The sequence below is a fragment of the Streptomyces sp. NPDC019531 genome (genome assembly GCF_044903305.1).
Lineage (GTDB): Bacteria > Actinomycetota > Actinomycetes > Streptomycetales > Streptomycetaceae > Streptomyces.
The window spans coordinates 1-26,842 of the sequence record NZ_JBJDQL010000007.1; the positions used below are offsets into that span (position 1 = coordinate 1).

Annotated in this window: 24 protein-coding genes; 11 read left to right on the forward strand and 13 right to left on the reverse strand. The window is 71.1% G+C overall.

Features of this window, described 5'->3' with window-relative positions:
- The first annotated feature begins 718 nt into the window (after positions 1–718).
- Positions 719–1,780, forward strand: a complete 1,062-nt coding sequence (gene trpS, locus ACI2L1_RS11040; RefSeq protein WP_404739025.1) for a tryptophan--tRNA ligase — start codon at positions 719–721, stop codon at positions 1,778–1,780.
- On the opposite strand, the gene ACI2L1_RS11045 is transcribed toward trpS, so the two are convergent.
- Positions 1,684–2,733, reverse strand: a complete 1,050-nt coding sequence (locus tag ACI2L1_RS11045; RefSeq protein ID WP_404739026.1) for a GlxA family transcriptional regulator — start codon at positions 2,731–2,733, stop codon at positions 1,684–1,686. The genes trpS and ACI2L1_RS11045 overlap by 97 nt on opposite strands.
- Positions 2,734–2,808: 75 nt before the next feature.
- Here ACI2L1_RS11045 and ACI2L1_RS11050 point away from each other — a divergent pair, with 75 nt between their 5' ends.
- A complete protein-coding gene (locus ACI2L1_RS11050) occupies positions 2,809–3,396 on the forward strand; it encodes a cysteine hydrolase family protein (RefSeq protein WP_404739027.1) in 588 nt (195 codons plus the stop codon).
- Positions 3,397–3,415: 19 nt separating this feature from the next.
- Here the strand turns inward: ACI2L1_RS11050 and proC are convergent, their stop codons facing one another.
- The 3 genes from proC to ACI2L1_RS11065 all read right to left on the reverse strand — a co-directional run bounded on the left by proC (position 3,416) and on the right by ACI2L1_RS11065 (position 5,923).
- On the reverse strand, positions 3,416–4,228 hold the full coding sequence (gene proC / locus ACI2L1_RS11055; RefSeq protein WP_404739028.1) for a pyrroline-5-carboxylate reductase: 813 nt from the start codon (positions 4,226–4,228) through the stop codon (positions 3,416–3,418).
- Positions 4,229–4,322: 94 nt separating this feature from the next.
- Positions 4,323–5,114 carry an ABC transporter permease gene (locus ACI2L1_RS11060; protein WP_404739029.1) on the reverse strand — a complete coding sequence of 264 codons (792 nt, stop codon included), beginning with the start codon at positions 5,112–5,114 and terminating at the stop codon, positions 4,323–4,325.
- The gene (locus ACI2L1_RS11065) at positions 5,111–5,923 is read right to left on the reverse strand and encodes an ABC transporter ATP-binding protein (RefSeq protein WP_404739030.1); all 813 of its coding nucleotides are present in this window, start codon (positions 5,921–5,923) and stop codon (positions 5,111–5,113) included. Before ACI2L1_RS11065 ends, ACI2L1_RS11060 begins: the two co-directional genes overlap by 4 nt.
- 243 nt (positions 5,924–6,166) lie before the next feature.
- On the opposite strand from ACI2L1_RS11065, the gene ACI2L1_RS11070 reads away from it, so the two are divergent.
- Positions 6,167–7,618 (forward strand): SulP family inorganic anion transporter, encoded by a 1,452-nt coding sequence (locus ACI2L1_RS11070; RefSeq protein ID WP_404739031.1) that lies wholly within the window; start codon positions 6,167–6,169, stop codon positions 7,616–7,618.
- Here ACI2L1_RS11070 and ACI2L1_RS11075 read toward each other — a convergent pair.
- The 3 genes from ACI2L1_RS11075 to ACI2L1_RS11085 all read right to left on the reverse strand — a co-directional run bounded on the left by ACI2L1_RS11075 (position 7,582) and on the right by ACI2L1_RS11085 (position 9,439).
- The gene (locus ACI2L1_RS11075) at positions 7,582–8,361 is read right to left on the reverse strand and encodes a class I SAM-dependent methyltransferase (protein WP_404739032.1); all 780 of its coding nucleotides are present in this window, start codon (positions 8,359–8,361) and stop codon (positions 7,582–7,584) included. The genes ACI2L1_RS11070 and ACI2L1_RS11075 overlap by 37 nt on opposite strands.
- A 173-nt stretch (positions 8,362–8,534) precedes the next feature.
- On the reverse strand, positions 8,535–9,044 hold the full coding sequence (locus ACI2L1_RS11080) for an EamA/RhaT family transporter (protein WP_404739033.1): 510 nt from the start codon (positions 9,042–9,044) through the stop codon (positions 8,535–8,537).
- A gap of 68 nt (positions 9,045–9,112) precedes the next feature.
- Positions 9,113–9,439, reverse strand: coding sequence for an SH3 domain-containing protein (locus ACI2L1_RS11085; protein WP_404739034.1), 327 nt, complete (start codon positions 9,437–9,439; stop codon positions 9,113–9,115).
- A 182-nt stretch (positions 9,440–9,621) separates the two neighbouring features.
- On the opposite strand from ACI2L1_RS11085, the gene ACI2L1_RS11090 reads away from it, so the two are divergent.
- Positions 9,622–11,736 (forward strand): PQQ-binding-like beta-propeller repeat protein, encoded by a 2,115-nt coding sequence (locus ACI2L1_RS11090; RefSeq protein ID WP_404739035.1) that lies wholly within the window; start codon positions 9,622–9,624, stop codon positions 11,734–11,736.
- Between the two features lie 77 nt (positions 11,737–11,813).
- Here ACI2L1_RS11090 and ilvD read toward each other — a convergent pair whose 3' ends face one another.
- The 4 genes from ilvD to ACI2L1_RS11110 all read right to left on the reverse strand — a co-directional run bounded on the left by ilvD (position 11,814) and on the right by ACI2L1_RS11110 (position 16,370).
- Entirely contained in the window at positions 11,814–13,667 is a 1,854-nt protein-coding gene (gene ilvD, locus ACI2L1_RS11095) for a dihydroxy-acid dehydratase (RefSeq protein ID WP_404739036.1), read from the reverse strand.
- A 101-nt stretch (positions 13,668–13,768) separates the two neighbouring features.
- Positions 13,769–14,380 (reverse strand): TetR family transcriptional regulator, encoded by a 612-nt coding sequence (locus ACI2L1_RS11100; RefSeq protein ID WP_404739261.1) that lies wholly within the window; start codon positions 14,378–14,380, stop codon positions 13,769–13,771.
- A gap of 82 nt (positions 14,381–14,462) precedes the next feature.
- Positions 14,463–15,287: a sugar phosphate isomerase/epimerase family protein gene (locus tag ACI2L1_RS11105; protein WP_404739037.1), complete on the reverse strand. Its 825-nt coding sequence runs from the start codon at positions 15,285–15,287 to the stop codon at positions 14,463–14,465.
- Between the two features lie 141 nt (positions 15,288–15,428).
- Positions 15,429–16,370, reverse strand: coding sequence for a Ppx/GppA family phosphatase (locus tag ACI2L1_RS11110; RefSeq protein WP_404739038.1), 942 nt, complete (start codon positions 16,368–16,370; stop codon positions 15,429–15,431).
- 71 nt (positions 16,371–16,441) lie between these two features.
- Between ACI2L1_RS11110 and ACI2L1_RS11115 the strand changes: the two genes are divergently transcribed.
- Positions 16,442–17,290 carry a hypothetical protein gene (locus ACI2L1_RS11115; RefSeq protein ID WP_404739039.1) on the forward strand — a complete coding sequence of 283 codons (849 nt, stop codon included), beginning with the start codon at positions 16,442–16,444 and terminating at the stop codon, positions 17,288–17,290.
- A 384-nt stretch (positions 17,291–17,674) separates the two neighbouring features.
- Here the strand turns inward: ACI2L1_RS11115 and ACI2L1_RS11120 are convergent, their stop codons facing one another.
- A complete protein-coding gene (locus ACI2L1_RS11120; protein ID WP_404739040.1) occupies positions 17,675–19,372 on the reverse strand; it encodes a hypothetical protein in 1,698 nt (565 codons plus the stop codon).
- Between the two features lie 227 nt (positions 19,373–19,599).
- Between ACI2L1_RS11120 and radA the strand changes: the two genes are divergently transcribed.
- A complete protein-coding gene (radA, locus tag ACI2L1_RS11125) occupies positions 19,600–21,009 on the forward strand; it encodes a DNA repair protein RadA (protein ID WP_404739041.1) in 1,410 nt (469 codons plus the stop codon).
- A gap of 80 nt (positions 21,010–21,089) precedes the next feature.
- A complete protein-coding gene (disA, locus tag ACI2L1_RS11130; RefSeq protein ID WP_037717494.1) occupies positions 21,090–22,214 on the forward strand; it encodes a DNA integrity scanning diadenylate cyclase DisA in 1,125 nt (374 codons plus the stop codon).
- A 93-nt stretch (positions 22,215–22,307) separates the two neighbouring features.
- On the opposite strand, the gene ACI2L1_RS11135 is transcribed toward disA, so the two are convergent.
- Complete coding sequence (locus ACI2L1_RS11135) at positions 22,308–23,144, reverse strand: hypothetical protein (protein ID WP_404739042.1); 837 nt, start codon at positions 23,142–23,144, stop codon at positions 22,308–22,310.
- 502 nt (positions 23,145–23,646) lie between these two features.
- Here ACI2L1_RS11135 and ACI2L1_RS11140 point away from each other — a divergent pair.
- From ACI2L1_RS11140 to cseB, 4 genes are all read left to right on the forward strand, one after another.
- On the forward strand, positions 23,647–24,594 hold the full coding sequence (locus ACI2L1_RS11140) for an A/G-specific adenine glycosylase (protein ID WP_404739043.1): 948 nt from the start codon (positions 23,647–23,649) through the stop codon (positions 24,592–24,594).
- A gap of 235 nt (positions 24,595–24,829) precedes the next feature.
- On the forward strand, positions 24,830–25,372 hold the full coding sequence (locus ACI2L1_RS11145; RefSeq protein ID WP_404739262.1) for a SigE family RNA polymerase sigma factor: 543 nt from the start codon (positions 24,830–24,832) through the stop codon (positions 25,370–25,372).
- Positions 25,357–26,034 carry a hypothetical protein gene (locus ACI2L1_RS11150; protein ID WP_404739044.1) on the forward strand — a complete coding sequence of 226 codons (678 nt, stop codon included), beginning with the start codon at positions 25,357–25,359 and terminating at the stop codon, positions 26,032–26,034. Before ACI2L1_RS11145 ends, ACI2L1_RS11150 begins: the two co-directional genes overlap by 16 nt.
- A 98-nt stretch (positions 26,035–26,132) precedes the next feature.
- A complete protein-coding gene (gene cseB, locus ACI2L1_RS11155) occupies positions 26,133–26,837 on the forward strand; it encodes a two-component system response regulator CseB (protein WP_404739045.1) in 705 nt (234 codons plus the stop codon).
- The last annotated feature ends 5 nt before the right edge of the window (positions 26,838–26,842 follow it).

A 26,842-nucleotide genomic window follows, 5' to 3' on the forward strand; every position in this document is an offset into this window, starting at 1 on the left:
GGGGTATCAACATATCTGGCGTTGATTTTTGGCACGCTGTTGAGTTCTCAAGGAACGGACGCTTCCTTCGTACTCACCCTCTCGGGCTTTCCTCCGGGCAGTTTCCCTTCGGTCTTGCGTTTCCGACTCTACCAGACCGTTTCCGGTTCCGATTTCCTCGGTGCTTTCCAGGTTCCCGCTTCCGCGTTTCCCTTTCCGGCGGTTCCGACTCTATCAGATCCTTTCGGGCCTGATCCCCGGTCAGCGGGGCTTGTCTTCCCGGCCGTTGGGCTGTTCCGACGAGTGAGACTTTAGCGGATTCCCGGCTCCCGAGCTAATCGGGGGACCGTCGCCCTTTCGAACGTGGATTCCTCATTTCGCGAATACGCATGCCAATACGGCGACGGCAGACAGAGCGACTGTCGTCGTTGTGTTGGCTGGTACTTGCGGAATGGCTGTCCGGGGACCGACCGGAGTCGACGCTCACGTCGGACAACTCGGAGAACACTACGTACCGGCCCGGGGAGTGTCAACTCGGGTCCGGGCGGGCCCTTCCAGGCGTACCCTGGGCTCCATGACTACGCGTACGTGCACCCAGCAGTGGTGGGCCGCCTGACGGCGGCCTGTACTCACGTACGTACTCAACGGCCGCCGCCTCGGCGGCCGTTCTCGTTTCTCCCTCCAGGACTTCCGAGGGTCGGCCGGCCGGGGACGGCGGTCCCGACCAGGAGGTGGAGAGATGACGCGAGTCTTCAGCGGGGTCAAGCCGACGGGGCATCTGACGCTGGGGAACTACCTGGGAGCCATGCGGCAGTGGGTCACGGTCGACCAGCACCGGGCCGAGTCGCTGTTCTGCATCGTCGACCTGCACGCCCTGACCGTCGACCATGATCCGGCGCGGGTGCGTCGGCTGAGTCGGCAGGCGGCGACGCTGCTGCTCGCGGCGGGACTGGATCCCGAGCTGTGCACCGTGTTCGTACAGAGTCATGTGGACGAGCACGCGCGGCTGTCGTACGTGCTGGAGTGCGTGGCCACGGACGGCGAGATGCGGCGGATGATCCAGTACCGGGAGAAGGCCGCTCGGGAGCGGGCGCGAGGCGGGAGTGTGCGGCTGTCGCTGCTCACGTATCCCGTGCTGATGGCGGCGGACATCCTGGCGTACGGGGCCGACGAAGTGCCGGTCGGGGACGACCAGGCGCAACATGTGGAGCTGACGCGGGATCTGGCGGTGCGGTTCAACCAGCGGTACGGCTATACGTTCGTGGTGCCGCGGGCCACTCTGCCGAAGGTGGGCGCGCGGGTCATGAACCTTCAGGAGCCCTCGTCGAAGATGGGGAAGTCCGACGACTCCGGACCGGGGATCGTCTATCTGCTCGACGAGCCGGATGTCGTGCGGAAGAAGGTCATGCGGGCTGTGACCGACAGCGGGCGGGAGGTCGTGTACGACCGGGAGGCCCGGCCGGGGCTGGCGAATCTGCTGGAGATCCTGGCGTCCTGCACGGGTGGGAACCCTTCGGAGCTGAGCGGTGTATATGAGTCGTACGGCGCCTTGAAGAAGGACACCGCCGAGGCCGTGGTCGAGGTCTTGAGGCCCGTGCAGGAAAGGCACAAGGAGTTGTGCGCGGATCCTGGCTATGTGGAGGGGGTGCTGCGGGATGGCGCGGAGAGGGCGCGGGCGATGGCGCGACCGACCGTGGATGCCGCTTATCGCGCGATCGGGCTGCTGCCGGCTGCTTCCGATACGGATGCCGTTGATACCGGCGCGGTCGACGGCGGGGTCGTGCTGAACGCCGCCCGGTAGGCGCGTGGGCTGGTGGCGAGGCGCGATGCGAAGTGCTGGCGCATCGTGACCTCGCTGCCGAAGCCGGCTCGGCGGGCGACCTCGGGCATCGGCAGGTCGGTGCGCTCAAGGAGCTTCTGGGCTGCGGCGATGCGCTGGTCGAGGAGCCAGCGGAGCGGGGTCGTGCCTGTCTCCGCGGTGAAGTGGCGGGCGAAGCTGCGGGCGGACATGTCTGCGTGGGCGGCCAGGTCGGCGACCGTGAGCGGTTCGTGGAGATGGCGCAGGGCGTGCTCGCGTACGGCGGCGAGGGCATCGGAGTCGCGGTCGGTGCGCGGTGTGGGGTGCTCGATGAACTGCGCCTGGGTTCCGGTGCGGAAGGGCGCGGTGACCATCGAGCGGGCGATGGTGGCCGCGGCTTCGGCACCGTGGGCCTGACGGACGAGGTGGAGACAGAGGTCGATGCCTGCGGCGGTGCCGGCCGCTGTCCAGATGTTGTCGTCCTCGATGAAGAGGGCGTCGGGGACGACGGTGACCTGGGGGTGGTGCGCGCGGAGGAGGTCGGTCAGGTTCCAGTGGGTGATGGCGCGGCGGCCGTCGAGGAGGCCGGCCTGGGCAAGCGTGAAGGCGCCGGCGCAGAGGGCGGCGATGGTGGTGCCGCGGGTGTGTGCGCGGCGAAGGGCGTCGCGGACGGGGGTGGGTGCGGGTGTGAGGTGGTCGTCGAGGCCGGGGATCACGATCAGGTCGGCGTGGGAGAGCCAGTCGAGGGTGCGGTCGGGAAGGAGGGTGAGGCCGCCGCGCATGGGGACCGGTGTGGTGTCGGGGGCGACTCGGCGCAGGTCGAAGGCGGGGGCTCCGCGGTTGGTGCGGTCGGTGCCCCAGACCTCGGTGATGACGGAGACGTCGAAGGCGCGGATGCCGGGGAAGGCGACCAGGGCGACGCGGTACGCGTTCTGCTTCTCCTCGGCGTTCTCCATGGGTGGCAGTAAACCATCGATCGCTGTCTTTCCGCCCTCTGGGTGGGGTGGGCTCCCGGCGGCAGGATCGAAGGCATGGAGATCGCAGAGAACGCAGCGCTGGTGGTCGTGGACGTGCAGAAGGGCTTCGACGAGGCCGACTTCTGGGGACCGCGGAACAACCCGGAGGCCGATGACAACATCGCTTCGCTGATCGACGTGTGGCAGGCGACGGGGCGGCCGGTCGTCTTCGTACGTCATGACTCGCGGAAGCCCGAGTCGCCGTTGCGGACGGGGTACGAGGGGAACGGCTTCAAGGAGTACGTGGAGCGGCGGCGCGGGAAGGGGGCCGGTGGGGCTGAGCTGTTGGTCACGAAGACCGTGAATTCGGCCTTCTATGGCACACCGGATCTGGACGCCTGGCTGAGGGCGGAGGGGATCTCGCAGTTCGTGGTGGCGGGGATCCAGACCAACATGTGCGTGGAGACGACGGCTCGGATGGGCGGGAATCTGGGGTACGACGTGGTGGTGGCGTATGACGCGACGTACACGTTCGACCTGGAGGGCCCGTTCGGCTGGCGGCGGAGTGCCGATGAGGTGGGGCAGGCGTCGGCGGTCTCGCTGCATGGGGGCGGCTTCGCTCGTGTGGTGGCCACGAAGGAAGTGGTGGACGCGGCCGGGTGACCGCCGCCCCCTGCGGGCGTCAGTCCTTCTTGCCGGAGGCCAGTGCGCGGCTGCGGTCGCGGGCGGCTTCGAGGGCGGCGATGAGGGCGGCTCGTACGCCGTGGTTCTCGAGTTCGCGGATGGCGTTGATGGTGGTGCCGGCGGGGGACGTGACGTTCTCGCGGAGCTTCACCGGGTGTTCGCCGCTGTCGCGAAGCATGGTCGCGGCGCCGATCGCGGACTGGACGATCAGGTCGTGGGCCTTGTCGCGGGGCAGGCCGAGCAGGATGCCGGCGTCCGTCATGGCTTCGACGAGGTAGAAGAAGTACGCCGGTCCGGAGCCGGACAGGGCGGTGCAGGCGTCCTGCTGGGACTCGGGGACGCGGAGCGTCTTGCCGACGGCGCCGAAGATCTCCTCGGTGTGGGAAAGGTGGTCGGCGGTGGCGTGAGTGCCGGCGGAGATGACGGACATGGCCTCGTCGACCAGTGCGGGCGTGTTGGTCATGACACGGACGACCGGGGTGCCGGTGGCGAGGCGCTCCTCGAAGAAGGAGGTGGGGATTCCGGCGGCGCCGCTGATGACGAGGCGGTCGGCCGGGACGTGCGGGGCGAGTTCGTCGAGGAGGGTGCCCATGTCCTGCGGCTTGACCGTGAGGATCAGGGTGTCGGCGGTCTTGGCGGCTTCCGGGTTGCTGACCGGGGTGACTCCGTAGCGGGTACGGAGTTCTTCGGCTCGCTCGGGGCGGCGGGCGGTGACCAGGAGGTCGGCCGGGGCCCAGCCGGCTCGGATCATTCCGCTGAGCAGGGCTTCGCCGATCTTGCCGGTGCCGAGGACTGCGACTTTCTGGCTCATGCGGTTCAGTCTGGCACCGGTTCGTCGGGGGTCGGTCGGGTGTCCGGTGGGCGGGACGTGGGTCGTGGGCCGGCGACCCCACTCCCGGCCTGCCCTAAGCCGTCCTGCGCCTCAATGTCGCCGCGCCCAGGCACAGGACCAGCAGTGCGCAGCCGGCCACGATCAGGGCATCGCGTACGAAGGTCGCGGTCATGTCGGTGTGCTTGAGGACCTCGTTCATGCCGTCGACGGCGTAGGACATCGGCAGGACGTTGGAGATGCCCTCCAGGACGGGGTGCATGTTGTCGCGGGGGGTGAAGAGGCCGCAGAGGAGGAGCTGGGGGAAGATCACGGCCGGCATGAACTGGACGGCCTGGAACTCGGAGGCCGCGAAGGCCGAGACGAAGAGGCCGAGGGCGGTGCCGAGCAGCGCGTCGAGCAGGGCGACGAGCAGCAGGAGCCAGGGGCTGCCGATGACGTCGAGGCCGAGGAACCAGAGGGCGAGGCCGGTCGCGAGGGCGGACTGGATGATCGCGAAGGTGCCGAAGGCGAGGGCGTAGCCGGCGATGAGGTCGCCTTTGCCGAGGGGCATGGCGAGCAGGCGTTCGAGGGTGCCGGAGGTGCGTTCGCGCAGGGTGGCGATGGAGGTGACCAGGAACATCGTGATCAGCGGGAAGATCCCGAGGAGGGAGGCGCCGATGCTGTCGAAGGTGCGCGGGCTGCCGTCGAAGACGTAGCGCAGCAGGAAGAGCATCACGCAGGGGATCAGGATCAGCATCGCGATGGTGCGGGGGTCGTGGCGGAGCTGGCGCAGGACCCGGGCCGCGGTGGCGGTGGTGCGGGAGAGGCTGAGGGCGCTGGTGGGGGCGGGCGCGAGACTCGCCGTGGGGGTGGTCGTCGTGGTCATCGTGTGTGCTCCTTGGTGCGGCTTGCCTCGACGGCCTGGTCGACCAGGTGGAGGAAGGCTGCCTCGACGGTGTCGGAGTCGGTGCTGGTGCGCAGGGCCTCGGGGGTGTCGTCGGCGAGGATCTCGCCCTCGCGCATCAGGAGGAGGCGGTGGCAGCGCTCGGCCTCGTCCATGACGTGGGAGGAGATGAGGAGGGTGGCGCCGCGGCGGGCGGCGATGTCGTGGAAGAGGTTCCAGAGGTCGCGGCGCAGGACCGGGTCGAGGCCGACGGTGGGCTCGTCGAGGACGAGGAGTTCGGGGGTGCCGAGGAGGGCGACGGCGAGGGAGACGCGGCTGCGTTGGCCTCCGGAGAGGTTGCCGGCGAGGGAGTCGGCGTGGGTGGTGAGGTCGACGTCGGTGATGGCCTGGGTGACGTCGGAGTGGCGGCGGTCGGCGGCGGCGCGGCCGGGGGCGAGGATCGAGGCGAAGTAGTCGAGGTTCTGGCGGACGGTCAGGTCGTCGTAGACGGAGGGGGCCTGGGTGACGTAGCCGATGCGGGTGCGGAGGGTGGGGTGGCCCGCGGGGCGGCCGAGGACGTCGAGGGTGCCGGTGACCTTGGCCTGGGTGCCGACGATCGAGCGCATCAGCGTGGACTTGCCGCAGCCCGAGGGGCCGAGGAGGCCGGTGATCTGGCCGCGCGGGACGTCGAAGGCGAGGCCGCGCAGGACGGTGCGGGGGCCTCGGACGACGGTGAGGTCGCGGGCGTGGACCGCCTTGTCCTCGGGGCCGGTGTCGCCGGTGCGGGGTGGGCGGGACAATTTATTCATCATGCGATGAATACTGCTCCCGCCGACGGACCCCGTCAAGCCGGGTGCACGCGACGGCGCAGGCGCGTGGTGGCGTGATCGGAAGCGAGTGATCCGCTTGCGCGCCTCCGATTCCCTCCGTCGACCAAGCGAACCTGCTGCGCGATCAACTACCTCTACCGACAATGGATTTCAGTGCCGCGCACTCCCCCGGTGCGGCACGCCCACGCATCTCCCGTTCGGTTCGCAACCGGAGGTGCTCCGTTCATGCGCTGTGGCGTAGGCAAGGCCGATCTGTCCGCTTCTCTCGTCGTGTTTCTAGTGGCGCTGCCGCTGTGCGTGGGCATCGCCATCGCCTCCGGTGTGCCCGCCGAACTGGGGCTGGTCACCGGGATCGTCGGCGGCCTCGTCGCCGGGGCGCTGCCCGGCAGCAGCCTCCGGGTGAGCGGGCCGGCGGCGGGACTGACCGTGCTGGTCCACGAGGCCGTGCACCGGTACGGCGTCGGGGCGCTCGGGGTGTTGGTGCTCGGGGCCGGGCTGGTGCAGTTGGTGCTGGGGGCGCTGCGGCTCGGGCGGTGGTTCCGGGCCGTGTCCATGGCCGTCGTACAGGGGATGCTCGCCGGGATCGGGCTCGTACTGGTCGCCGCGCAGGTGTACGCGCTGGGTGACGCGGCGGCCCCGGCGAGCGGGCTCGGAAAGCTCGGCGGGCTGCTGTCGCTGCCCGGTCGGGTGGATACGGCGGCGTTGTCAGTGGGGGCTGCCACTATGGCCGTACTGCTGCTGTGGCCTCGATGGCGGCGGGGAGCTCGGCTGGTGCCGGCGCCGTTGGTGGCGGTGGCGCTGGCGTCGGTGGTGACCGGGGTGTTCGACCTGGCAGTGCGGCGGGTCGAGGTGCGGGGACTGGTGGATGCCGTACGGCTGCCGCAGGCGGCGGACTTCGGGCGGCTGACGGAAGTGGGGGTGATCGGGACCGTTGTGGCCTTCGCGTTGATCGCGTCGGCGGAGTCGCTGTTCAGCACGGCGGCGGTGGACCGGCTGCACACGGGGCGGCGGACGGCCTACGACCGGGAGCTGATGACGCAGGGCGCGGGGAACGCGGTGTGCGGGCTGCTGGGAGCGCTGCCCATGACGGCGGTGATCGTGCGGAGCGCGGCTGGGGGTACCCCGTTCGGGGGAGTGCAGGCGGGGGCCAGGACCAAGGCCTCACGGCTGCTGCACGGGGTGTGGCTGCTGGTCTTCACCGTGGTGCTGCCCGGGATGCTCGGGCTGATCCCGGTGGCGGCGCTGGCCGCACTGCTGGTGCACGCCGGGTGCAGGCTCGTGCCCGTGCGGGAGGTGCGGTCGCTGTGGCGGGGGCACCGGGGCGAGGCGCTCGTGCTCGGGGTGACGGCGGTGGCGATCGTCGTGGGAAACCTCTTCGAGGGCGTGCTGGTGGGGCTGGCGCTGGCCGTGGCCAAGACGGCGTGGGACGTCAGCCATGTGCACGTGGAGATCGAGGACCGGGGGGAGGCGGGGATCGTCGTACAGGTGCTGGGGCATGCCACGTTCCTGCGGCTGCCGAAGCTGCTGGACGCGTTGGAGGCGCTGCCGCGGGACCGTGTCGTGCGGCTGGAGCTGGGCGGGCTGCGGCATCTGGACCACGCGTGCGAGGCGGCCCTGGAGGGGTGGGCCGCGGCGCGGGGTCAGGGGTTGACGGCGACCAGCAGCTCGACGTCGTAGGTCTCCTCGACGGTTCCGTCCGGGAAGAGCTCCAGCAGGATCCGCCGCTCCTCGGTGAGGAAGACGCCCGCGTGTTCCTCACCCGCGACCAGGAACATCGAGTGGCTGCCGATGTTGGCGAGGTGGGTGTCGAGGGGCACGCGGCGGCTCCAGCGGACCACGCGGTGGGCGAAGTCCAGGCGGCCGCTGGGGTCGGCCAGGGCGGACCGGGCCCCGCTGCCGTTCACCTCGACGGCCGGGTGGGCGCCGTAGTCCTTGAAGTGTTCCGCGACTCGGCCGACCTGTCCGGCGATCCACGCGACGTCGAGGGCGTAGGTGTTCCACCACAGCGCCAGCGCCCCGCCCGGGCGCAGCACGCGAAGGGCCTCCGGGACCGAGCGGGCGACGTCGGTCCAGTGCCAGGACTGGGCGTAGGTCAGGAAGTCGACGGAGTCCGTGAGGAGGGGGAGGTCGTTGCCGTCTCCCCTGACGACCGGTATGCCGGGGTGGGTCCGACGGAACTGCTCGGCCATGCCGTCACCGGGTTCGACCGCGGCGACCTCGGCGCCCCGGGCGTGCATCAGCGCGGTCGCGATCCCGGTACCGGCTCCGACGTCGGCGACCCGGGCTCCTGCCAGGGCACGGCCGGCGAGTTCCTCGACGGCGTCGAAGAGGGCGGGCGGGTAGGAGGGGCGGTTGGCGGCGTACTGGGCCGCGGCCGCGTTGAAGGAGTGGGCCCGGGTGGTGTGGGAGGAGGCGGTCATAGGGCCATGGTGGCGGGAGTGGGGGTGACGAGCGGTGAGTTTTCGGTGAGAAGCGCCCTGAAGGAGAAGCACTCTTGAAGGGAGGCGGGGTTGTGTCGAGGTGCGGCTCCGCCGCGTGAGCGCGACCAGCCACGCGGGCCCCGCGGACGCGTGAGGGCGGCACGCGGCAACTCTCAGCGGCGACGTTTCTTCTTCGACGGGTTCCCGGTACGGCGTGCGCCCTGCTTCTCGTACCGCCGGAGCGCCTCCTCGTGCTCCTCCCGATGGAGCTTCTCCCCCGGTGCCTCCATGAGGGAGCGGAGGAAATAGGCGAGCAGGGATCCGACGAACCCGATGGCGAGCAGGCCGCGAAGAGAGGCCTGGCGGTCGGGGTCGGGGCGCTTGCCGAAGCCGTCCCAGGTGTTGCGGAAGGCCAGCGCGCTGCAGATGGCGAACATCGCGATGACGAGGACGGTCACGAAGCTGCCGGTGTCGGCGATCTGGAGACCCTCGTAGGCGAAGCGGAGGACCAGACAGGAGGCGACGGCGGCGGCGAGGGAGCCGAGCGAGGCACCGACGCGGCGGGGAGCGTAGCCGTTGTCGTGGTCCACCCAGGTCGTGCCGAAGAAGCGGATCGGTTCGGGGCGGGGGCCGCCCGCTGGGGAGCCCGCGGATGTGTCCTGGGTGCCGGATTCGTCGCTCACGGGACGATTATGGCTCCGGGACGAGGGCGGGCTCCCTCCGGGGATCAGGTCGTGGATCAGGTCGTGGATCAGGAGCAGCGCGAGGCCACGTAGCCGTCGCTGCCGGTGAGCACATAGGCGTCCGAGACGAACTCGCCGTTGGCGATGTTGTCCCAGATGTTCGAGGTGCCGTAGGGGCCGGCCACCGAGGTGCCCGGCGTCTGGCAGTAGATCGGGATCTGGGCGCCCTCGGGCAGGACACGGGCGATGCTGTACTGCGTGCCGGGGCCCCGGCGGACGTTGAGGCGGTAGCCCGGCGCGACCGAGTAGTAGTGCACGGCCGCGGTCACGGCAGCGGCCGCCGTGACGGTCTGGCTCTCGCCGCCCTCGATCTCTTCGGCACGGTCAACAGACATGGTGTTCCTCCCCCGTTGATCCCCATGACTGCCATGGGGTCCCGTTGATTCCCCTAAATCACGCCATGAAACACATGTACGCAACTCGCACGCGGAGACTAGCAAGCCGCCTCTGTCTCGTACGAGTCATCGACTAGGCTCCGTGCGTCGCGCGCGCGGACGATCAGCACGGGGGTGGTTCCATGGCGCCACAGGGCAACACCGGAGCGGGCGCGGAAGCGGAACTTCCCGAGTACGCCGGTCACTACCGGCTGGAGTCATGCCTCGGCTCCGGCGGCATGGGTGTCGTGCACGTCGCCCGCAGCACCTCGGGGATGAAGCTCGCGGTGAAGGTCGTACACGCGGAGTTCGCCAGGGATCCCGAGTTCAGGGGGCGTTTTCGGCAGGAGGTGGCCGCGGCGCGGAAGGTGAGCGGGGCGTTCACCGCGTCCGTCGTCGATGCCGATCCCGATGCCGAACGGCCCTGGATGGCCACGCTGTTCATTCCCGGGCCGACGCTCTCCGACGAGGTGAAGCGGAACGGCCCGATGGCGCCCGCCGAGCTGCGCCGGCTGATGGCCGGGCTCGCGGAGGCGCTGCGCGACATCCATCGGGTGGGTGTGGTCCACCGGGATCTCAAGCCGAGCAACGTGCTGCTTGCCGAGGACGGGCCGAAGGTCATCGACTTCGGCATTTCTCGGCCAAAGGACAGCGAACTGCGCACCGAGACAGGGAAGTTGATCGGGACTCCGCCGTTCATGGCGCCCGAGCAGTTCCGGCGGCCGCGGGAGGTCGGACCCGCCGCCGACATCTTCGCTCTCGGTTCGGTCATGGTGCACGCGGCGACCGGGCGCGGGCCGTTCGACTCCGACAGCCCGTACGTCGTCGCCTATCAGGTCGTGCACGACGAGCCGGACCTGACCGACGTACCGGCCAACCTCGCGCCGCTCATCGTGCGGTGCCTCGCCAAGGAGCCCGAGGACCGGCCCACGCCCGACGAGTTGATGCGCGAGCTGCGGTCCGTCGCTGCCTCGTACGACACACAGGCGTTCATACCGACGCAGCGCTCGGGTGACCAGCCGCGGCCCGAGCCCGAACCTGCCGAGCCGGAGCCTGCGGTGTCGCCGGTACGGCAGCCCGTACGACGGCTGCGCCGGGCTGTTCTGATCGGCGCCGGGGCACTCCTCCTCGTGGCGGGCGGTGTGTTCGCGTCGGTCCAGGCGCTCGGCGGCGACGACCCCGCGCCCGCGGACACCAGCACCCCGCAGGCCGGGGCGACCGGGTTCCGCGCCTGGGCGGCGAAGCCCGTGTCCGGCGGCAAGGGCACACCGCAGTGCTCGTACGGGGCGGAGAAGCTGCTGTGCGTCCGGGCGGGGCTGGTGTTCGCCCTCGACCCCTCGGACGGCCGCCTGCTGTGGCGCCACTCCGCCGACACGACCCGGTGGAGCGTCCCGCCGGTCCTGTCCGGTGGCCTGGTGCAGCCGCTGGCCGACAACGGCAGCCACCTGGAGGCGCTCGACCCCGCCACGGGCCGTACCCGCTGGCAGCGGGACGTGCCGACGTACAGCGGCATACGGCAGGTCGGCGGCATGCTCCTGCTCACCGGGGCGGACGGGACGGTGACCGGCGTGGACAGCGCGTCCGGCGACAGCAAGTGGAGCCGGAAGGTGCCGGGCCACAGCGCGCCGTCCTTCCTCGCCTTCACCGGAGATCCGCTGGCGTATCTGACGAGCACGTCGGACAGCCAGTCCAGCACCCGTGTCACCGCCGTGGACCCGGTCACGGGGGACGTGCGGTGGGACGAGGACCTCAAGGGTGCGCTGACGCCCGTGGGTTCCGCGGGCGGATCCGTCTTCTTCCTCTCCGTCGACCAGGTCTACGGCTATACGAAGGCCGTGGTCCGCTACACCCCCGAGTCCGGGGCGACGCGCACGGTGGCTCTGCCCGTGCCCCGTCAGGACACCCAGGCCACGGTGCACGGCCAGGTCGTCTATGTACTGGCCGCCGGCGGTGCCCTGGAGGCCGTCGACGTCGACGCACGGAAGCAGTTGTGGCACATCGAGACGTCCGTGAGCCGGGGTTCGGCCCCGGTCACCGACGGCAGCCGGGTCTTCCTCACCGCCGCCGACGGGCGGCTGCTGGCCGTGGACGCGCGCACGGGAACCCTCACCGGGCAGACACCGGCACGGCTCGGCACCAACGCGGACCGGGTGGCGGCGGCGCTGCCCCAGCCCTCCCTCGCCGATGGCCGTGTCTACGCCACCGCTCCCGACGGCACCGTCTTCGCCGTGGACGCGGGCGAGCCCTCGGAGTGGTGACGCCGTAGCCCCTCGGCCGACGGCAACAAAAAGGGGCCGCCCCCGAAGGGACGGCCCCGGGTGTCCCGGAGGGAACCTCAGCCCAGCTTCGACACGTCCCGCACCGCGCCCTTATCGGCGCTGGTGGCCATCGCCGCGTACGCCCGCAGCGCCGCCGAGACCTTGCGCTCGCGGTTCTTCGGGGCGTACACGCCGCCCAGAGCCGCCTCGCGACGCGCCAGTTCGGCGTCGTCGACCAGGAGCTCGATCGTGCGGGCCGGGATGTCGATGCGGATGCGGTCGCCGTCCTCGACGAGGGCGATGGTGCCGCCGGCCGCCGCCTCCGGGGAGGCGTGGCCGATGGAGAGACCGGACGTGCCGCCGGAGAAGCGGCCGTCGGTGACCAGGGCACAGGCCTTGCCGAGGCCGCGGCCCTTCAGGTACGAGGTCGGGTAGAGCATCTCCTGCATGCCGGGGCCGCCCTTGGGGCCCTCGTAGCGGATGACGACGACGTCGCCCTCCTTGACCTGCTGGGTGAGGATCTTCTGGACGGCCTCCTCCTGCGACTCGCAGACGACCGCCGGGCCCTCGAACCGCCAGATCGACTCGTCCACGCCGGCCGTCTTCACGACACAGCCGTCGACCGCCAGGTTGCCCTTGAGGACCGCCAGGCCGCCGTCCTTGGAGTACGCGTGCTCGGCCGAGCGGATGCAGCCCTCGGCCGCGTCCTCGTCCAGCGCCTCCCAGCGCTCGGACTGGGAGAAGGCCTCCGCCGAGCGGACGCAGCCCGGGGCGGCGTGCCACAGTTCCACGGCCTTCGGGGAGGGGGAGCCGCCGCGGACGTCCCACGTCTTCAGCCAGTCCCCGAGCGACGGGCTGTGGACCGAGTGGACGTCCTCGTTCAGCAGGCCCGCGCGGTGCAGTTCGCCGAGGAGGGCCGGGATGCCGCCCGCGCGGTGCACGTCCTCCATGTAGTACGTGCGGTTCTTCGCGACGTTCGGGGCGACCTTCGCGAGGCACGGGACCCGGCGGGAGACCGCGTTGATCTCGTCGAGGCCGAAGGGGACCTCCGCCTCCTGGGCCGCCGCCAGCAGGTGCAGGATCGTGTTGGTGGAGCCGCCCATGGCGATGTCCAGCGCCATCGCGTTCTCGAACGCCGCGAAGGTGGCGACGTTGCGCGGCAGGACCGTCTCGTCGTCCTGCTCGTAGTAGCGCCGGGTGATGTCCATGACCGTGTTCGCCGCGTCGACGTACAGCTGCTTACGGGCCGTGTGGGTGGCGAGGACCGAGCCGTTGCCGGGGAGGGAGAGACCGATGGCCTCGGTCAGGCAGTTCATCGAGTTGGCGGTGAACATGCCGGAACAGCTGCCGCAGGTCGGGCAGGCGTTCTCCTCGATACGAAGGATGTCCTCGTCGGAGATCTTGTCGTTGACGGCGTCGGAGATCGCGTCGACCAGGTCGAGCGTGCGGACCGTGCCGTCGACCAGCGTCGCGCGGCCGGACTCCATCGGGCCGCCGGAGACGAAGACCGTGGGGATGTTGAGCCGCAGCGCGGCGTTCAGCATGCCCGGGGTGATCTTGTCGCAGTTGGAGATGCAGATCAGGGCGTCGGCGCAGTGGGCCTCGACCATGTACTCGACCGAGTCGGCGATCAGGTCGCGAGAGGGGAGGCTGTAGAGCATTCCCCCGTGCCCCATCGCGATGCCGTCGTCGACGGCGATCGTGTTGAACTCGCGCGGGATGCCGCCGGCCTCGACGATCGCCTCGGAGACGATCCGGCCGACCGGCTGGAGGTGGGTGTGGCCCGGCACGAACTCCGTGAAGCTGTTGGCGACCGCGATGATCGGCTTACGGCCGATGTCCGCACCGGGTACACCGGAGGCGCGCATAAGGGCGCGGGCGCCCGCCATGTTGCGGCCGTGGGTGACTGTGCGGGACCTCAGCTCGGGCATCGTCGCTCGCTCCTTCAGACAGTTCTGGCTGCTATTGAGCGTACGCCGGTCATCCAGGGGCCGGGACGGGGTGTCCGGAATGCGGGATGCCGGTCTCGCCGTCAGGGACCGGTCAGATGGCCCTGCACCACCGGGGCCACCCTCGCGATGATCTCCTCGATGTCCGCCGACGCCAGCGGCTCCACCTTGATCACGTACCGGAGCATGGCCGTGCCCACGAGCTGCGCGGCCGCCAGCTCGGCCCGCAGCTCCCCGTCCGGCAGGTCCAGCTGGTCGGAGATGCGGCGCAGCAGCTGGGCGGCGACGAGCCGCCGGAAGACGGTGGCCGCGGTCTCGTTGTTCACTGCGGAGCGGACGATCGCCAGAATCGGCATGCGCGTCGCCGGGTTCTCCCAGACCCCGAACACGAAGCGGGTGAAGCGCTCTCCGACATCCTCCACAGGCCCCTCGGCGAGCGCGTCCGGCGCGCTCAGCGCGGGCGCCGCGGCGACCTCCACGGCCGCCTCGAAGACTTGCTCCTTGGTGCCGAAGTAGTGGTGGACCAGCGCAGAGTCGACGCCTGCGGCCTTGGCGATACCCCGCACGGACGTCTTCTCGTAGCCGCGCTCGGAGAACTCCTCCCGAGCCGCGGCGAGGATCCGGTCACGGGTGCCGGCCGCGTCCGATTCCGTACGACGGGGTCGGCCACGCTTCCGGGCGGTGACGTCGCTCACGGCCGGGGCACCGTCACGGCTGCTCGTGCCCGGGCCGCCCGCCGCGGGAGCGCCCTCACCGTTTCTCATCGTCGCGGCACCTTCATCGTCGCGGCACCTTCATCGCCGAGGCCAGATGGAGGCGGGTGAAGGCCAGGGCCTCGGCGAGGTCGGCCTCGCGTTCGGCGCCTGACATCGCGCGGCGGGTGTTGACCTCGATGACGACATGACCGTCGAAGCCGGTCAGCGCGAGGCGTTCCAGCAGCTCGGCGCAGGGCTGGTTGCCGCGCCCCGGCACGAGGTGCTCGTCCTTCGCGGACCCCCTGCCGTCGGCGAGGTGGACGTGGCCGAGCCGGTCCCCCATCCGGTCGACCATCTGCATCGCGTCGGTCCGGGAGGTCGCCGCGTGGCTGAGGTCGATGGTGAAGTGCCGGTAGTCGTCCTTGGTGACGTCCCAGTCGGGGGCGTAGGCGAGCATCTCGCGGTCGCGGTAGCGCCAGGGGTACATGTTCTCGACGGCGAACCGTACGTCCGTCTCGTTCGCCATGCGCCAGATCCCGCTGACGAAGTCGCGGGCGTACTGGCGCTGCCAGCGGAACGGCGGGTGCACGACGACCGTGCTCGCCCCGAGCTTCTCGGCAGCCGCCTGGGCGCGCTGGAGCTTGACCCAGGGGTCTGTCGACCACACGCGCTGCGTGATGAGCAGGCAGGGGGCATGCACGGCGAGTACGGGGATGCCGTGGTAGTCGGAGAGGCGGCGCAGGGCTTGGATGTCCTGGCTGACCGGGTCGGTCCACACCATGACCTCGACGCCGTCGTATCCGAGGCGTGCGGCGATCTCGAAGGCCGTCGCCGTCGACTCCGGGTAGACCGAGGCCGTCGAGAGGGCGACCTTCGCGTCCGGGATCCGTACGACTGGTTCTGCCACGGTCGTCAGCCTAAAGGGTTCGCAGGGGTGGGTGTGGGGCGCCTATTCGCCGTTGTGGTGTTTGCCACGGGAGCGGGTGCGGGTGCGTTGTGGCTTGTCGCGCCCCGCGGTGGAGCCGCAGATCGACACAGCCCCGCGCCTCTACAAGCTCTCCGCTGAACCCATGTGGTCAAGCCGACGCAGGATCACGCCCTCCCTGAGCGCCCAGGGGCAGATTTCCACCGTCTCCACCCCGAACAGGTCCATCGCGCCCTCCGCCACCAACGCGCCGGCCAGGAGTTGGTTCGCCCGGCCCTCCGAGACGCCCGGCAACTCCGACCGCTGCTCCGTCGTCATGCCCGCCAGCCTCGGGACCCAGGCCTCCAGGGACTCGCGCTTGAGTTCGCGCTGGACGTAGAGGCCCTCGGTGGAGCGGGCGGCGCCTGCCAGGCGGGCCAGCTGCTTGAAGGTCTTCGACGTGGCGACCACGTGGTCGGGGGCGCCGAAGCGGCTGAACTCGCCGACCGTGTGAGCGATCTGGGCACGGACGTGACGCCGCAGGGCCCGTATGGCGTCCGGCTCCGGGGGGTCGCCGGGGAGCCAGCCCGCGGTGAGGCGGCCCGCGCCGAGCGGCAGGGAGACCGCCGCGTCCGGTTCCTCGTCGATGCCGTAGGCGATCTCCAGGGAGCCGCCCCCGATGTCGAGGACCAGGAGCTTGCCGGCCGACCAGCCGAACCAGCGGCGGGCGGCGAGGAAGGTGAGGCGGGCCTCCTCGGCGCCGGTGAGGACCTGGAGTTCGACGCCGGTCTCGGCCTGCACGCGCGCGAGGACGTCGTCGGCGTTGCTGGCCTCGCGGACGGCGGAGGTGGCGAACGGGAGCAGGTCCACGACGCCCTTGTCCTCGGCGGCCTGGAGCGCGTCGTTGACGACCGAGACCAGTTTCTCGACGCCCTCGGGACCGATCGCCCCGGCCTCGTCGAGGAGTTGGGCAAGGCGCAGTTCCGCCTTGTGCGAGTGCGCGGGCAGGGGGCGTGCGCCGGGGTGCGCATCCACCACCAGGAGGTGCACCGTGTTCGATCCCACGTCGAGGACACCGAGTCTCATGGAGGGCACGCTACTGCCAGCTGGGCGTTCGGCTGTCTCCGGAGGGGCCTTGGGCGACTTACCCTGGACACGTGCCAAAGACGAAAAAGGTGAAGGACGACAAAACGGCCGAATCTTCCGGCGGTCCTTCGCGGGTGAAGCCATCGAAGCAGTCACGGAAGGCTCTGAGGGCCGACGAGAAGGGGCTCGACTTCGCGCGCGCGTGGGTGGAGTTCCCGGATCCGGCGGACGACGAGCAGGTCTTCCGGTGCGATCTGACATGGCTGACCTCTCGGTGGAACTGCATCTTCGGCAGCGGCTGCCAGGGCATCCAGGCGGGCCGGGCGGACGACGGGTGCTGCACGTTGGGTGCCCACTTCTCCGACGAGGACGACGAGAAGCGGGTCGCCGGGCATGTGGCGCGACTCACTCCGGAGATCTGGCAGCACCACGACGAGGGCACGCGGAACGGCTGGACCTCTCTGGACGAGGACGGCGACCGGCAGACCCGGCCCTTCCAGGGCTCCTGCATCTTCCAGAACCGTCCCGGCTTCGCGGGCGGCGCGGGCTGCTCACTGCACATCCTGGCCCTGAAGGAGGGCCGCGAGCCGCTGGAGACCAAGCCGGACGTCTGCTGGCAGCTCCCGGTGCGACGGACGTACGAGTGGATCGACCGGCCCGACGACACGCGCGTGCTGCAGGTGTCGATCGGCGAGTACGACCGGCGCGGCTGGGGTCCGGGCGGCCACGACCTGCACTGGTGGTGCACCTCGGCGACCTCGGCGCACGGCGCAGGCGACCCGGTGTACGTGTCCTACCGCCCCGAGCTGATCGAGCTGATGGGCAAGGCGGGCTACGACCGCCTGGTCGAACTGTGCGAGGAACGCCTGGCCTCCCAGCTGCCCCTGCTGGCACCGCATCCGGCGGATCCGGTCGGCTGAGCGCTGGGCGGGGAGCGGCGGCGCCGGGGGCGTGGGTTCCGGTCTCGGCGCGGGGCGACGGGGGCTGGTGACGGGAGCCGCGGGATCCCATGTGTGCTGGGGGTGACGGGACGGACGGCGCCCAGGCGTGCGGCGTGACGGGCCGCGGGATCCCAGCCATAGGGGGCCGGCCGTAGGGGGGCGACGCGCACCGACGGTCCCGGAGCGTGGGCGCGCGGTGGTCGATGAAGGCTCCCTCTGCCGTGGAACGCGCTCCGGCGGCGACGGAACCGCCGGGCGACACCGCACACGACGCGCACCCCGGGTCCGGCATTCCTCGACCGGCACGCATGACGACCGGCGTCCTTCGCCCCACTCCCCTCCACCGGCACCCCTAGGCATCGGCTAGGTCTGGGTCGGGCTCGGGTCGCCGCCGTCCGCCTGCGGGGGTGTCGCGCTCGGTGGGTCGGACGGTGCGGGGGGTGTCGGGGTCGGATCAGGATCCGGGGACGAGGGCGGTGGGTCGCTGGGTGTGGGGTCCGACGGCGGTGAGGCCGTGGCGCTGGGGCCGGGACCGGGCGGGGCAGCCGTCGGAACGCCGGGGGTGGCCGGGGCGGTCGGTGCGGGTGCCGTGCCGTAGCCCTGGATGGTGACGACGGCGCCGGCCGGTGAGATCGCCACACGCGCGCTCCAGGGGCCGGACGGCTCGCGAAGGTGGTCGACGTACACCTTGATCGTCAACGACCCGCCGGGTTTCAGGGTTCCCGAGGACTGGCTGAGGTAGAGCCAGGAGGCCCCCGTGACGGCCGACCAGCGGACCGGGGCGTCGCCGGTCGCGGTGAGGGTGACCAAGGTGGTGTCGCCGCTGTTGTCGGCGGCGACCTGGAGGTGTCCGGCGCCCTTCTTGTCGGCGCCTGCGACACTGACGACCCCCACGGAGACATCGGGGCTGCCGTCCTTGGCGAAACGGGGGCCGGCTTCGACGGACGCGTTGCCCGCGTTCTCGTAGCCGCCGCTCGCCGTCTCGCCGTCCGGGGTACCGGGGGCGTGCGCCTGGCTGGCACTGGCGGAGTGGCCTTCGGCGCCCTCGCCTGGGCCGCCCCGGTAGGCGGCCCACAGGGCGAGCACGGGAGCGGCCACCACGGTGGCGACGACGGTCGTGGTGACGGCACGCGCGCGGAGCCGGTCGCGACGGGCGGCTCGGTCCTTGGGGTCCATCGGAAAGCCGCGCCGGTCGAAACGGGGCACGGCGGCGCCACGCGCGCGTGGATGGCGCGCGAGTGCCATGTGCAGGGCCGCGCGCGGAGCTTCGAGGACGGGGAGCTCGGCCGGCGTGGTCATGGCGCCGGGCCAGCGGCCCGGGATCGCCCGCTCGGCGCTGCGCCGGCAGCGCGGGCAGTCGTCGACGTGCCTCACGAGCTCGCGGCGCAGTGCGGAGCTCAGCACGAACTGGTTGTCGCCGGTGAGCCGGGCCACGCTCGGGCAGTCGCCGGTCTCGACGACGGCGAGGGCCGCGCGGGTGCGCTCGACCTCGCAGGCGGCGGAGGCGAGCAGTTCGCGGGTGCCTGCGAGGTCCATGCCGAGGACGGCGGCGACCTCGTGGGCGGCGAGGTGGTGGCGTACGGCGAGTTCGAGCGCCTCGCGCTGCTCGGGGGTCGTACCGGCCGCCTCCGGCCAGGCCAGCAGGGCGAGTTCGCGGCGCCGCCCCTCCTGGGCCTCCTCGGAGACCGGGGGTTCGGCCGGCTCCTGGGCGGCTCCGTGGCGTCCCGCCGCGTGCGTGGCCTGACGTTTCTGCTTGGCCTCGGCCAGCTTGCGCAGACAGGCCCAGCGGGCCAGCGCGTACAGCCAGGACCTGCGGTCGCCGTCCGCGTCCGGGCCGCCGCGCTTCTCGGCGAGCGCGAGGACGTCGCCGAGGGCCGCGGTCGCCGTCTCGTGGTCGCACAGCACGGACACGCAGTAGGTGAACAGTCCGTCCAGGTACGGCTCGTAGCGCGCGAGCGGCCGCTGCGCCAGCGTGCGCGCGGCACCGCGGTCGCGCTCCTCCCGTTGCGCGCGGTGCGCGCCGATGGTGCGGGTCGAGGTCTCCGGACTGCTGCTCGTCATCCGTGGACCGTAGGGGGCGGAAGATGGTCCCTTCCTGCGCCTTGAGCACTTTTACTCCGTACGGGTGAAACGATCCCTCAATAGGGGACAGGAACCCCCGATTCCGTGGCTCGTTCCCTATGGACCGTTGCCGGTTCCCGTACCGGCGTGCGGGTCGAGGGGCGGGCGGCGGCCGGGTTGTCAGTGGCGGGGACCGCGTTGTCAGTGGCGGCGGTTACGGTTCGTGCATGGCTGCCCGTACGAAGTCCGCCAAGGAGCGTCCGTCCTACCGCTGCACCGAGTGCGGCTGGCAGACGGCCAAATGGCTCGGTCGCTGCCCCGAGTGCCAGGCCTGGGGGACGATCGAGGAGTACGGCGCGCCCGCGGTCCGTACGACGACCCCGGGCCGCGTCACCACCTCCGCCGTGCCCATCGGCCAGGTCGACGGCCGCCAGGCCACCGCCCGTTCCACCAGCGTCCCCGAGCTGGACCGGGTGCTCGGCGGCGGTCTCGTGCCCGGCGCGGTGGTGCTCCTCGCGGGCGAGCCCGGCGTCGGCAAGTCCACGCTGCTGCTCGACGTGGCGGCCAAGTCGGCGAGCGAGGAGCACCGCACGCTCTATGTGACCGGCGAGGAGTCCGCAAGCCAGGTCCGGTTGCGCGCCGACCGCATCGGCGCGATCGACGACCACCTGTATCTCGCCGCCGAGACCGACCTGTCCGCGGTCCTCGGACATCTGGACGCGGTGAAGCCGTCCCTGCTGATCCTCGACTCGGTACAGACGGTGGCCTCCCCCGAGATCGACGGCGCCCCCGGCGGCATGGCCCAGGTGCGCGAGGTGGCCGGGGCACTGATCCGGGCCTCCAAGGAGCGCGGGATGTCGACCCTCCTTGTGGGCCATGTCACCAAGGACGGCGCGATCGCGGGCCCGCGCCTCCTGGAGCATCTCGTGGACGTGGTCCTCAGCTTCGAGGGCGACCGGCACGCGCGACTGAGGCTCGTCCGGGGCGTCAAGAACCGCTACGGCGCCACCGACGAGGTCGGCTGCTTCGAACTGCACGACGAGGGCATCACGGGCCTCACCGACCCGAGCGGACTTTTCCTGACACGTCGTGCCGAACCGGTTCCCGGCACCTGCCTCACCGTCACCCTGGAGGGTCGGCGCCCCCTGGTGGCCGAGGTGCAGGCGCTCACCGTCGACTCGCAGATCCCCTCGCCCCGGCGTACGACGTCGGGCCTTGAGACCTCGCGGGTCTCGATGATGCTCGCCGTCCTTGAGCAGCGTGGCCGGATCAGCGCGCTCGGCAAGCGGGACATCTACTCCGCGACGGTCGGTGGCGTAAAGCTTTCGGAACCCGCCGCGGACCTCGCGGTCGCCCTCGCCCTGGCGTCGGCGGCCAGTGACACCCCGCTGCCCAAGAACCTCGTCGCGATCGGCGAAGTGGGCCTCGCGGGCGAGGTCAGACGGGTCACGGGCGTCCAGCGCAGGCTCTCCGAAGCACACCGTCTGGGCTTCACGCACGCGCTCGTACCGGGCGATCCCGGCAAGGTCCCGCCCGGCATGAAGGTCCTGGAAGTGGCGGACATAGGGGACGCTCTGAGGGTCCTTCCGCGCTCGCGTCGGCGAGAGGCCCCACGGGACGAGGAGGACCGCCGGTAGACTTTGCCCTGGTCTCGCCCGTCCGTACGAACCGAATGTGCTGGACGGGAGCACCCCAGACCCGCGACCGGAGGAGAGCAGTGGCAGCCAACGACCGGGCGGCAGCTCCCGGAAAGTCCGGTGGGAGTGCCGGTTCCGATGGCCTGATGCGCGCCTCCCTGAGCGCCGTGGCCCCCGGCACCGCCCTGCGCGACGGCCTTGAGCGGGTGCTGCGCGGCAACACCGGCGGACTCATCGTGCTCGGCTTCGACAAGACGGTGGAGACGATGTGCACGGGCGGTTTCGTCCTGGATGTCGAGTTCGCGGCCACGCGGCTGCGTGAGCTGTGCAAACTGGACGGCGGCATCGTGCTCTCGTCCGACCTGTCGAAGATCCTGCGGGCGGGCGTTCAGTTCGTGCCCGACGCGACGATCCCGACGGAGGAGACGGGCACCCGGCACCGCACCGCGGACCGCGTGAGCAAGCAGGTCGGCTTCCCGGTCGTCTCCGTCTCCCAGTCGATGCGTCTCATCGCCCTCTACGTCGACGGCCAGCGCCGCGTCCTGGAGGACTCGGCGGCGATCCTGTCCCGCGCCAACCAGGCCCTGGCGACCCTGGAGCGCTACAAGCTGCGCCTCGACGAGGTCGCCGGCACGCTCTCCGCACTGGAGATCGAGGATCTCGTCACGGTCCGGGACGTCTCGGCCGTGGCCCAGCGGCTGGAGATGGTCCGCCGGATCGCCACCGAGATCGCCGAGTACGTGGTCGAACTCGGCACCGACGGCCGCCTCCTGGCCCTCCAGCTCGACGAACTGATCGCGGGCGTGGAGCCGGAGCGTGAGCTGGTGGTCCGCGACTACGTCCCCGAGCCCACCGCGAAACGCTCCCGCACGGTCGACGAGGCCCTCTACGAGTTGGACGCCCTGACCCACGCGGAGCTCCTGGAACTCCCCACGGTGGCCCGCGCCCTGGGCTACACCGGCTCCCCCGAGGCGATCGACTCGGGCGTCTCGCCCCGAGGCTTCCGCCTGCTGGCCAAGGTCCCCCGTCTGCCGGGCGCGATCATCGACCGCCTGGTGGAGCACTTCGGCGGCCTTCAGAAGCTGCTGGCGGCCAGTGTCGACGACCTCCAGACGGTGGACGGGGTCGGCGAGGCAAGGGCAAGGAGCGTTCGGGAGGGCCTGTCCAGGCTGGCGGAGAGCTCCATCCTGGAACGGTACGTCTGAGGGCTTTTTCCTTTAGCGGCGCGGGGACTGCGCGATCAGCCCGGCCAGGCCGCAGACGACCGACAACCGTCCGCGGCACCCCCTTAGTCGTCCTTAGTCGTCCTCCAACACGAACGAAGCCTGAGCCGTGGCGTATCCGGGCGCCTTGACCTCCACCAAGTACGTGCCAGAACCCGCCGCCCCCGCAGCCGGCGTCGCACACTGCGGAGCACTCGGCTTGCGATCCCACTTCACGGTGTAGGTGATGCTGCTGCCGGCCGGGGCCCGATAGACCAGGTTGCCCGCGGTCGCAGGACAGTCGGCGGACGACCAGTACGTGTCGTCCTCTCCGGCCTGAGTGATCGTCAACACCGCGTTCTTGGGCCCGAGGTCAACCTTGCAGTCACTTCCGGAGGAGTTCGTCGCGGTCAGCAACAGGGTGGGCGTCTGCTCGGGGTCATAGGCATTGCGCTGACTCCGCAGGGTCAACTTCACAACGCTCGCGGTGCAGTTGGGCAGCGTGGTGCTCGCCGGGAGGGTGTCGTTGCGCCCGACCCCGGTACCCGCCCCCGTGCCCGTACCCGAAGCGCCCTCGCTGCCGACGCCGCCCGCCCCGGCGGAGCCACCCGTGCCCGAACCGTCACCGGAACCCGCGCTCGACCCCGAACCGCCGGTGTCGCCTCCGGTGTCCCCACCGGTCGTCGACTCGTCGCGTCCGCCCGGCGCTTGACTGATCGCAGGCCCGGAACCGGACGGTCCGGGGGTGATCGTCGAGGGTGAGGGATTCTTGCCGTTGGACCCGTCGGCGCCGTTCTTGTTGCCTCCGCCGCCGGAGCTGACGATCCACGCGATCAGCAGCGCCAGCACGGCGAGGACGGACAGCATGACGGTCCTCCGTCGCCAGTAGATGGAGGAGGGAAGCGGCCCGACCGGATTGCGCAGAGATCCCACGGCGCAAACTGTACGAGAGATCGGCGAGTTCACCGCGCTCACCCGCCGCCAAGCGTCACAACTTTTCCGGATCATCATTCCGGCAACGGCCCTCCCACCCCCGCTCTTTCGTCGGATGTGGCACGTGACGATCGCGGGGCGTGACCGTATCGGCCCGTCGCCTACGGTCGCACCCACGCATCCGACGGTGGCGACGAGCAGCGTCGGGGCGCGCGCACACCGTGCAGCAGGGCGGGGGCACGGCGGTCAGGCTCAGCACGGCCGCCGGCCCGAGAGCCGCCGTCCGACGCTCTCGGGCCACCGCAACCGCCGCGGCCGGCACGCCGAGCCCGGCCGACCGGGGCCACGAGGCGCGCGGTCCGTCGAGGGGCAGGGGCGTTCCGTCCGGCCGAGGCCGCAAGCGCGTGGCCCGGTCGTGCTGCTGTCGATCGTCAGGTCCCGCGGCCCCGAGGGGTGGCGGTACGCCCGTATCGGCACCCGGCCATGGCAGGATCGGAAGGCCATGACTGCGCCCACGAAGCCCCCGCACAGCAGCCCCGCCGACGGCACCTCCGGCGCTCCGCCCGGCGCCCCTGTCGGAGCGGGCCTGCACGCCCCTGTCATCGACTGGTTCGACGAGCACGCCCGGGATCTGCCCTGGCGGCGGCCCGAAGCCGGGCCGTGGGGGGTGATGGTCAGTGAGTTCATGCTCCAGCAGACGCCTGTCAGCCGGGTGCTGCCGGTCTACGAGCAGTGGCTCGCCCGATGGCCGCGTCCTGCCGATCTGGCCGCGGAGGCGCCCGGTGAGGCCGTGCGCGCCTGGGGCCGGCTCGGGTATCCGCGCCGGGCGCTGCGGCTGCACGGAGCCGCGGTCGCCATAACGGAGCGGCACGGCGGTGACGTACCGGCGGAGCACGCGCAGCTGCTCGCGCTGCCCGGGATCGGCGAGTACACGGCCGCCGCCGTCGCCTCGTTCGCGTACGGGCAGCGGCATGCCGTGCTGGACACCAATGTGCGGCGGGTGTTCGCGCGGGCGGTGACCGGCGCGCAGTATCCGCCGAACGCCACCACCGCCGCCGAACGCAGGCTCGCCCGTGCCCTGTTGCCGGAGGACGAGGAGACCGCGGCGCGCTGGGCGGCCGCGTCCATGGAGCTCGGCGCGCTCGTCTGCACGGCCAAGAACGAGACCTGTCAGCGCTGCCCCATCGCCGCGCAGTGCGCCTGGCGGCTCGCGGGCAAGCCGGAGCACGACGGGCCGCCGCGGCGCGGACAGACGTACGCCGGTACCGACCGCCAGGTCCGGGGCAAGCTGCTCGCCGTACTGCGGGAGGCCCACGCGGCCGTTCCGCAGGCGGCCCTGGACCGGGTGTGGCACGAGCCGGTGCAGCGGGCGCGGGCGCTGGACGGTCTGGTCGCGGACGGGCTCGTGGAGCCCCTCCCGGGTGGTTTGTATCGGCTGCCGTTGACATAGCCCGACGGGAAGCCAACCGGCAAATCCCCCTGAACCAGAGCGAATCATCGCGCCGGTTTACCCCTTTTCGACTTCCGTTACACAACCGACGGACAGCCGAGTGCCAGCCGCGCGCTGCTCCGCACAGCCCCGTGACAACCGCTCCGTAGCTTCATTGCCATGCCGCACAGAAGGCGGCACACAAGCGATGAAACCGGCAGCCGACTGCCGGAACGGGGATCAGGAGGCGGTCTACATGGCGCAGGGCGAGGTGCTCGAGTTCGAGGAGTACGTCCGCACCCGGCAGGACGCGCTGCTGCGCAGCGCACGCCGTCTGGTCCCGGACCCGGTCGACGCGCAGGACCTGCTCCAGACGGCGCTCGTACGGACGTACGGCCGTTGGGAGACCATCGAGGACAAGCGGCTCGCGGACGCCTATCTGCGCCGGGTGATGATCAACACCCGTACGGAGTGGTGGCGGGCGCGGAAGCTGGAGGAGGTCCCGACCGAGCAGCTGCCGGACGCGTGTGTGGACGACTCCACCGAACAGCACGCCGACCGCGCCCTGCTGATGGACGTCATGAAGGTGCTCGCCCCCAAGCAGCGCAGTGTCGTGGTGCTGCGACACTGGGAGCAGATGTCCACGGAGGAGACGGCCGCCGCCCTCGGCATGTCGGCCGGAACGGTCAAGAGCACGCTGCACCGGGCGCTCGCCCGGCTCCGCGAGGAGCTGGAGGCCCGCGACCTGGACGCACGCGCGCTGGAGCGTGAGGAGCGGGAGCGTTGCGCGGCGGCCTGACCGAACACGGGCCCACCCGGCCGGATCCGACTCCGGTGCGGGGGATCTTGCAGGCGGCGAGCACGGTGGTGATCGTGCTCGCCGCCCTTGCCCTGTTCGCCTCCGCCTGCGCCACCGGCGGCACCGGCACCCGTGACGAGGGCCCGGCGCACGCGGTCGCGAAGGCCGGCGCCTCGCCCTCGGCCACGCCGTCCGCCCTGGCCTCCACGCGCCTGGACCGCAGGGCCGCGGTGGCCCTCCTCCAGTCGGACCCGAAGGTCTCCGCCGCGGTCAAGCACGACCTGAAGCCCTGTGTCGCCGACCAGTACCCGGTCGACCTCTTCTACGGCGACCTGACCGGCGGCTCGGCCGACGACCTCGTCGTCAACGTGGTGACCTGTGCGGATCTCGTGGGTGTCGGATCGTACGTGTATCGCAAGGAGGACGGTTCATACCAGAATGTCTTCCAGACCGAGGAGCCTCCGGTCTACGCCGAGATCGACCGCGGCGATCTGGTGGTGACCAAACAGGTGTACGAGAAGGGTGACCCGGTGTCGGACCCGTCCGGCGAGAACGTGATCACGTACCGCTGGGCCACGGGGAAGTTCACCGCGGTGTACCGGACGCACAGCGACTACAGCAGCGTCGTCGGCACGGATCCGACGCCGGTGCCCGACAGCTGACGTACGGCATGGTCCGCCGGCGTACGGCGTGAACCGATGGGGCCGCGAGGAACGATCCCCCAGTGACCGCAATGACACCGAAGAGTGAGAGCACCCGGATGGCAGACCAGACCCACGTGCTGTTCGTCGAGGACGATGACGTCATCCGCGAGGCCACCCAACTCGCCCTGGAGCGGGACGGCTTCGCGGTCACCGCCATGCCCGACGGGCTGTCGGGCCTTGAGGCGTTCCGCTCCGACCGCCCCGACATCGCCCTGCTGGACGTCATGGTCCCGGGCCTGGACGGGGTCAGCCTGTGCCGCCGTATCCGCGACGAGTCCACCGTGCCGGTGATCATGCTGTCGGCGCGCGCCGACTCGATCGACGTGGTGCTCGGTCTGGAGGCCGGAGCCGACGACTATGTGACCAAGCCGTTCGACGGTGCCGTCCTGGTCGCCCGGATCCGCGCGGTGCTGCGCCGCTTCGGGCACGCGGGCGGAGGCGACCGGTTCGAGGAGAGCGCGGGTGCCGACGCCGGGGGCGTACTGACCTTCGGGGAGTTGGAAGTCGACACCGAGGGCATGGAGGTCCGCAGGGCCGGGCAGCCGGTGGCGCTCACCCCGACCGAGATGCGGCTGCTCCTGGAGTTCTCCTCCGCGCCGGGCACGGTCCTGTCCCGCGACAAGCTGCTTGAGCGGGTGTGGGACTACGGCTGGGGCGGTGACACCCGGGTCGTCGACGTCCATGTGCAGCGGCTGCGGACGAAGATCGGCCAGGACCGGATCGAGACGGTCCGCGGCTTCGGCTACAAGTTGAAGCCCTGAGCAGG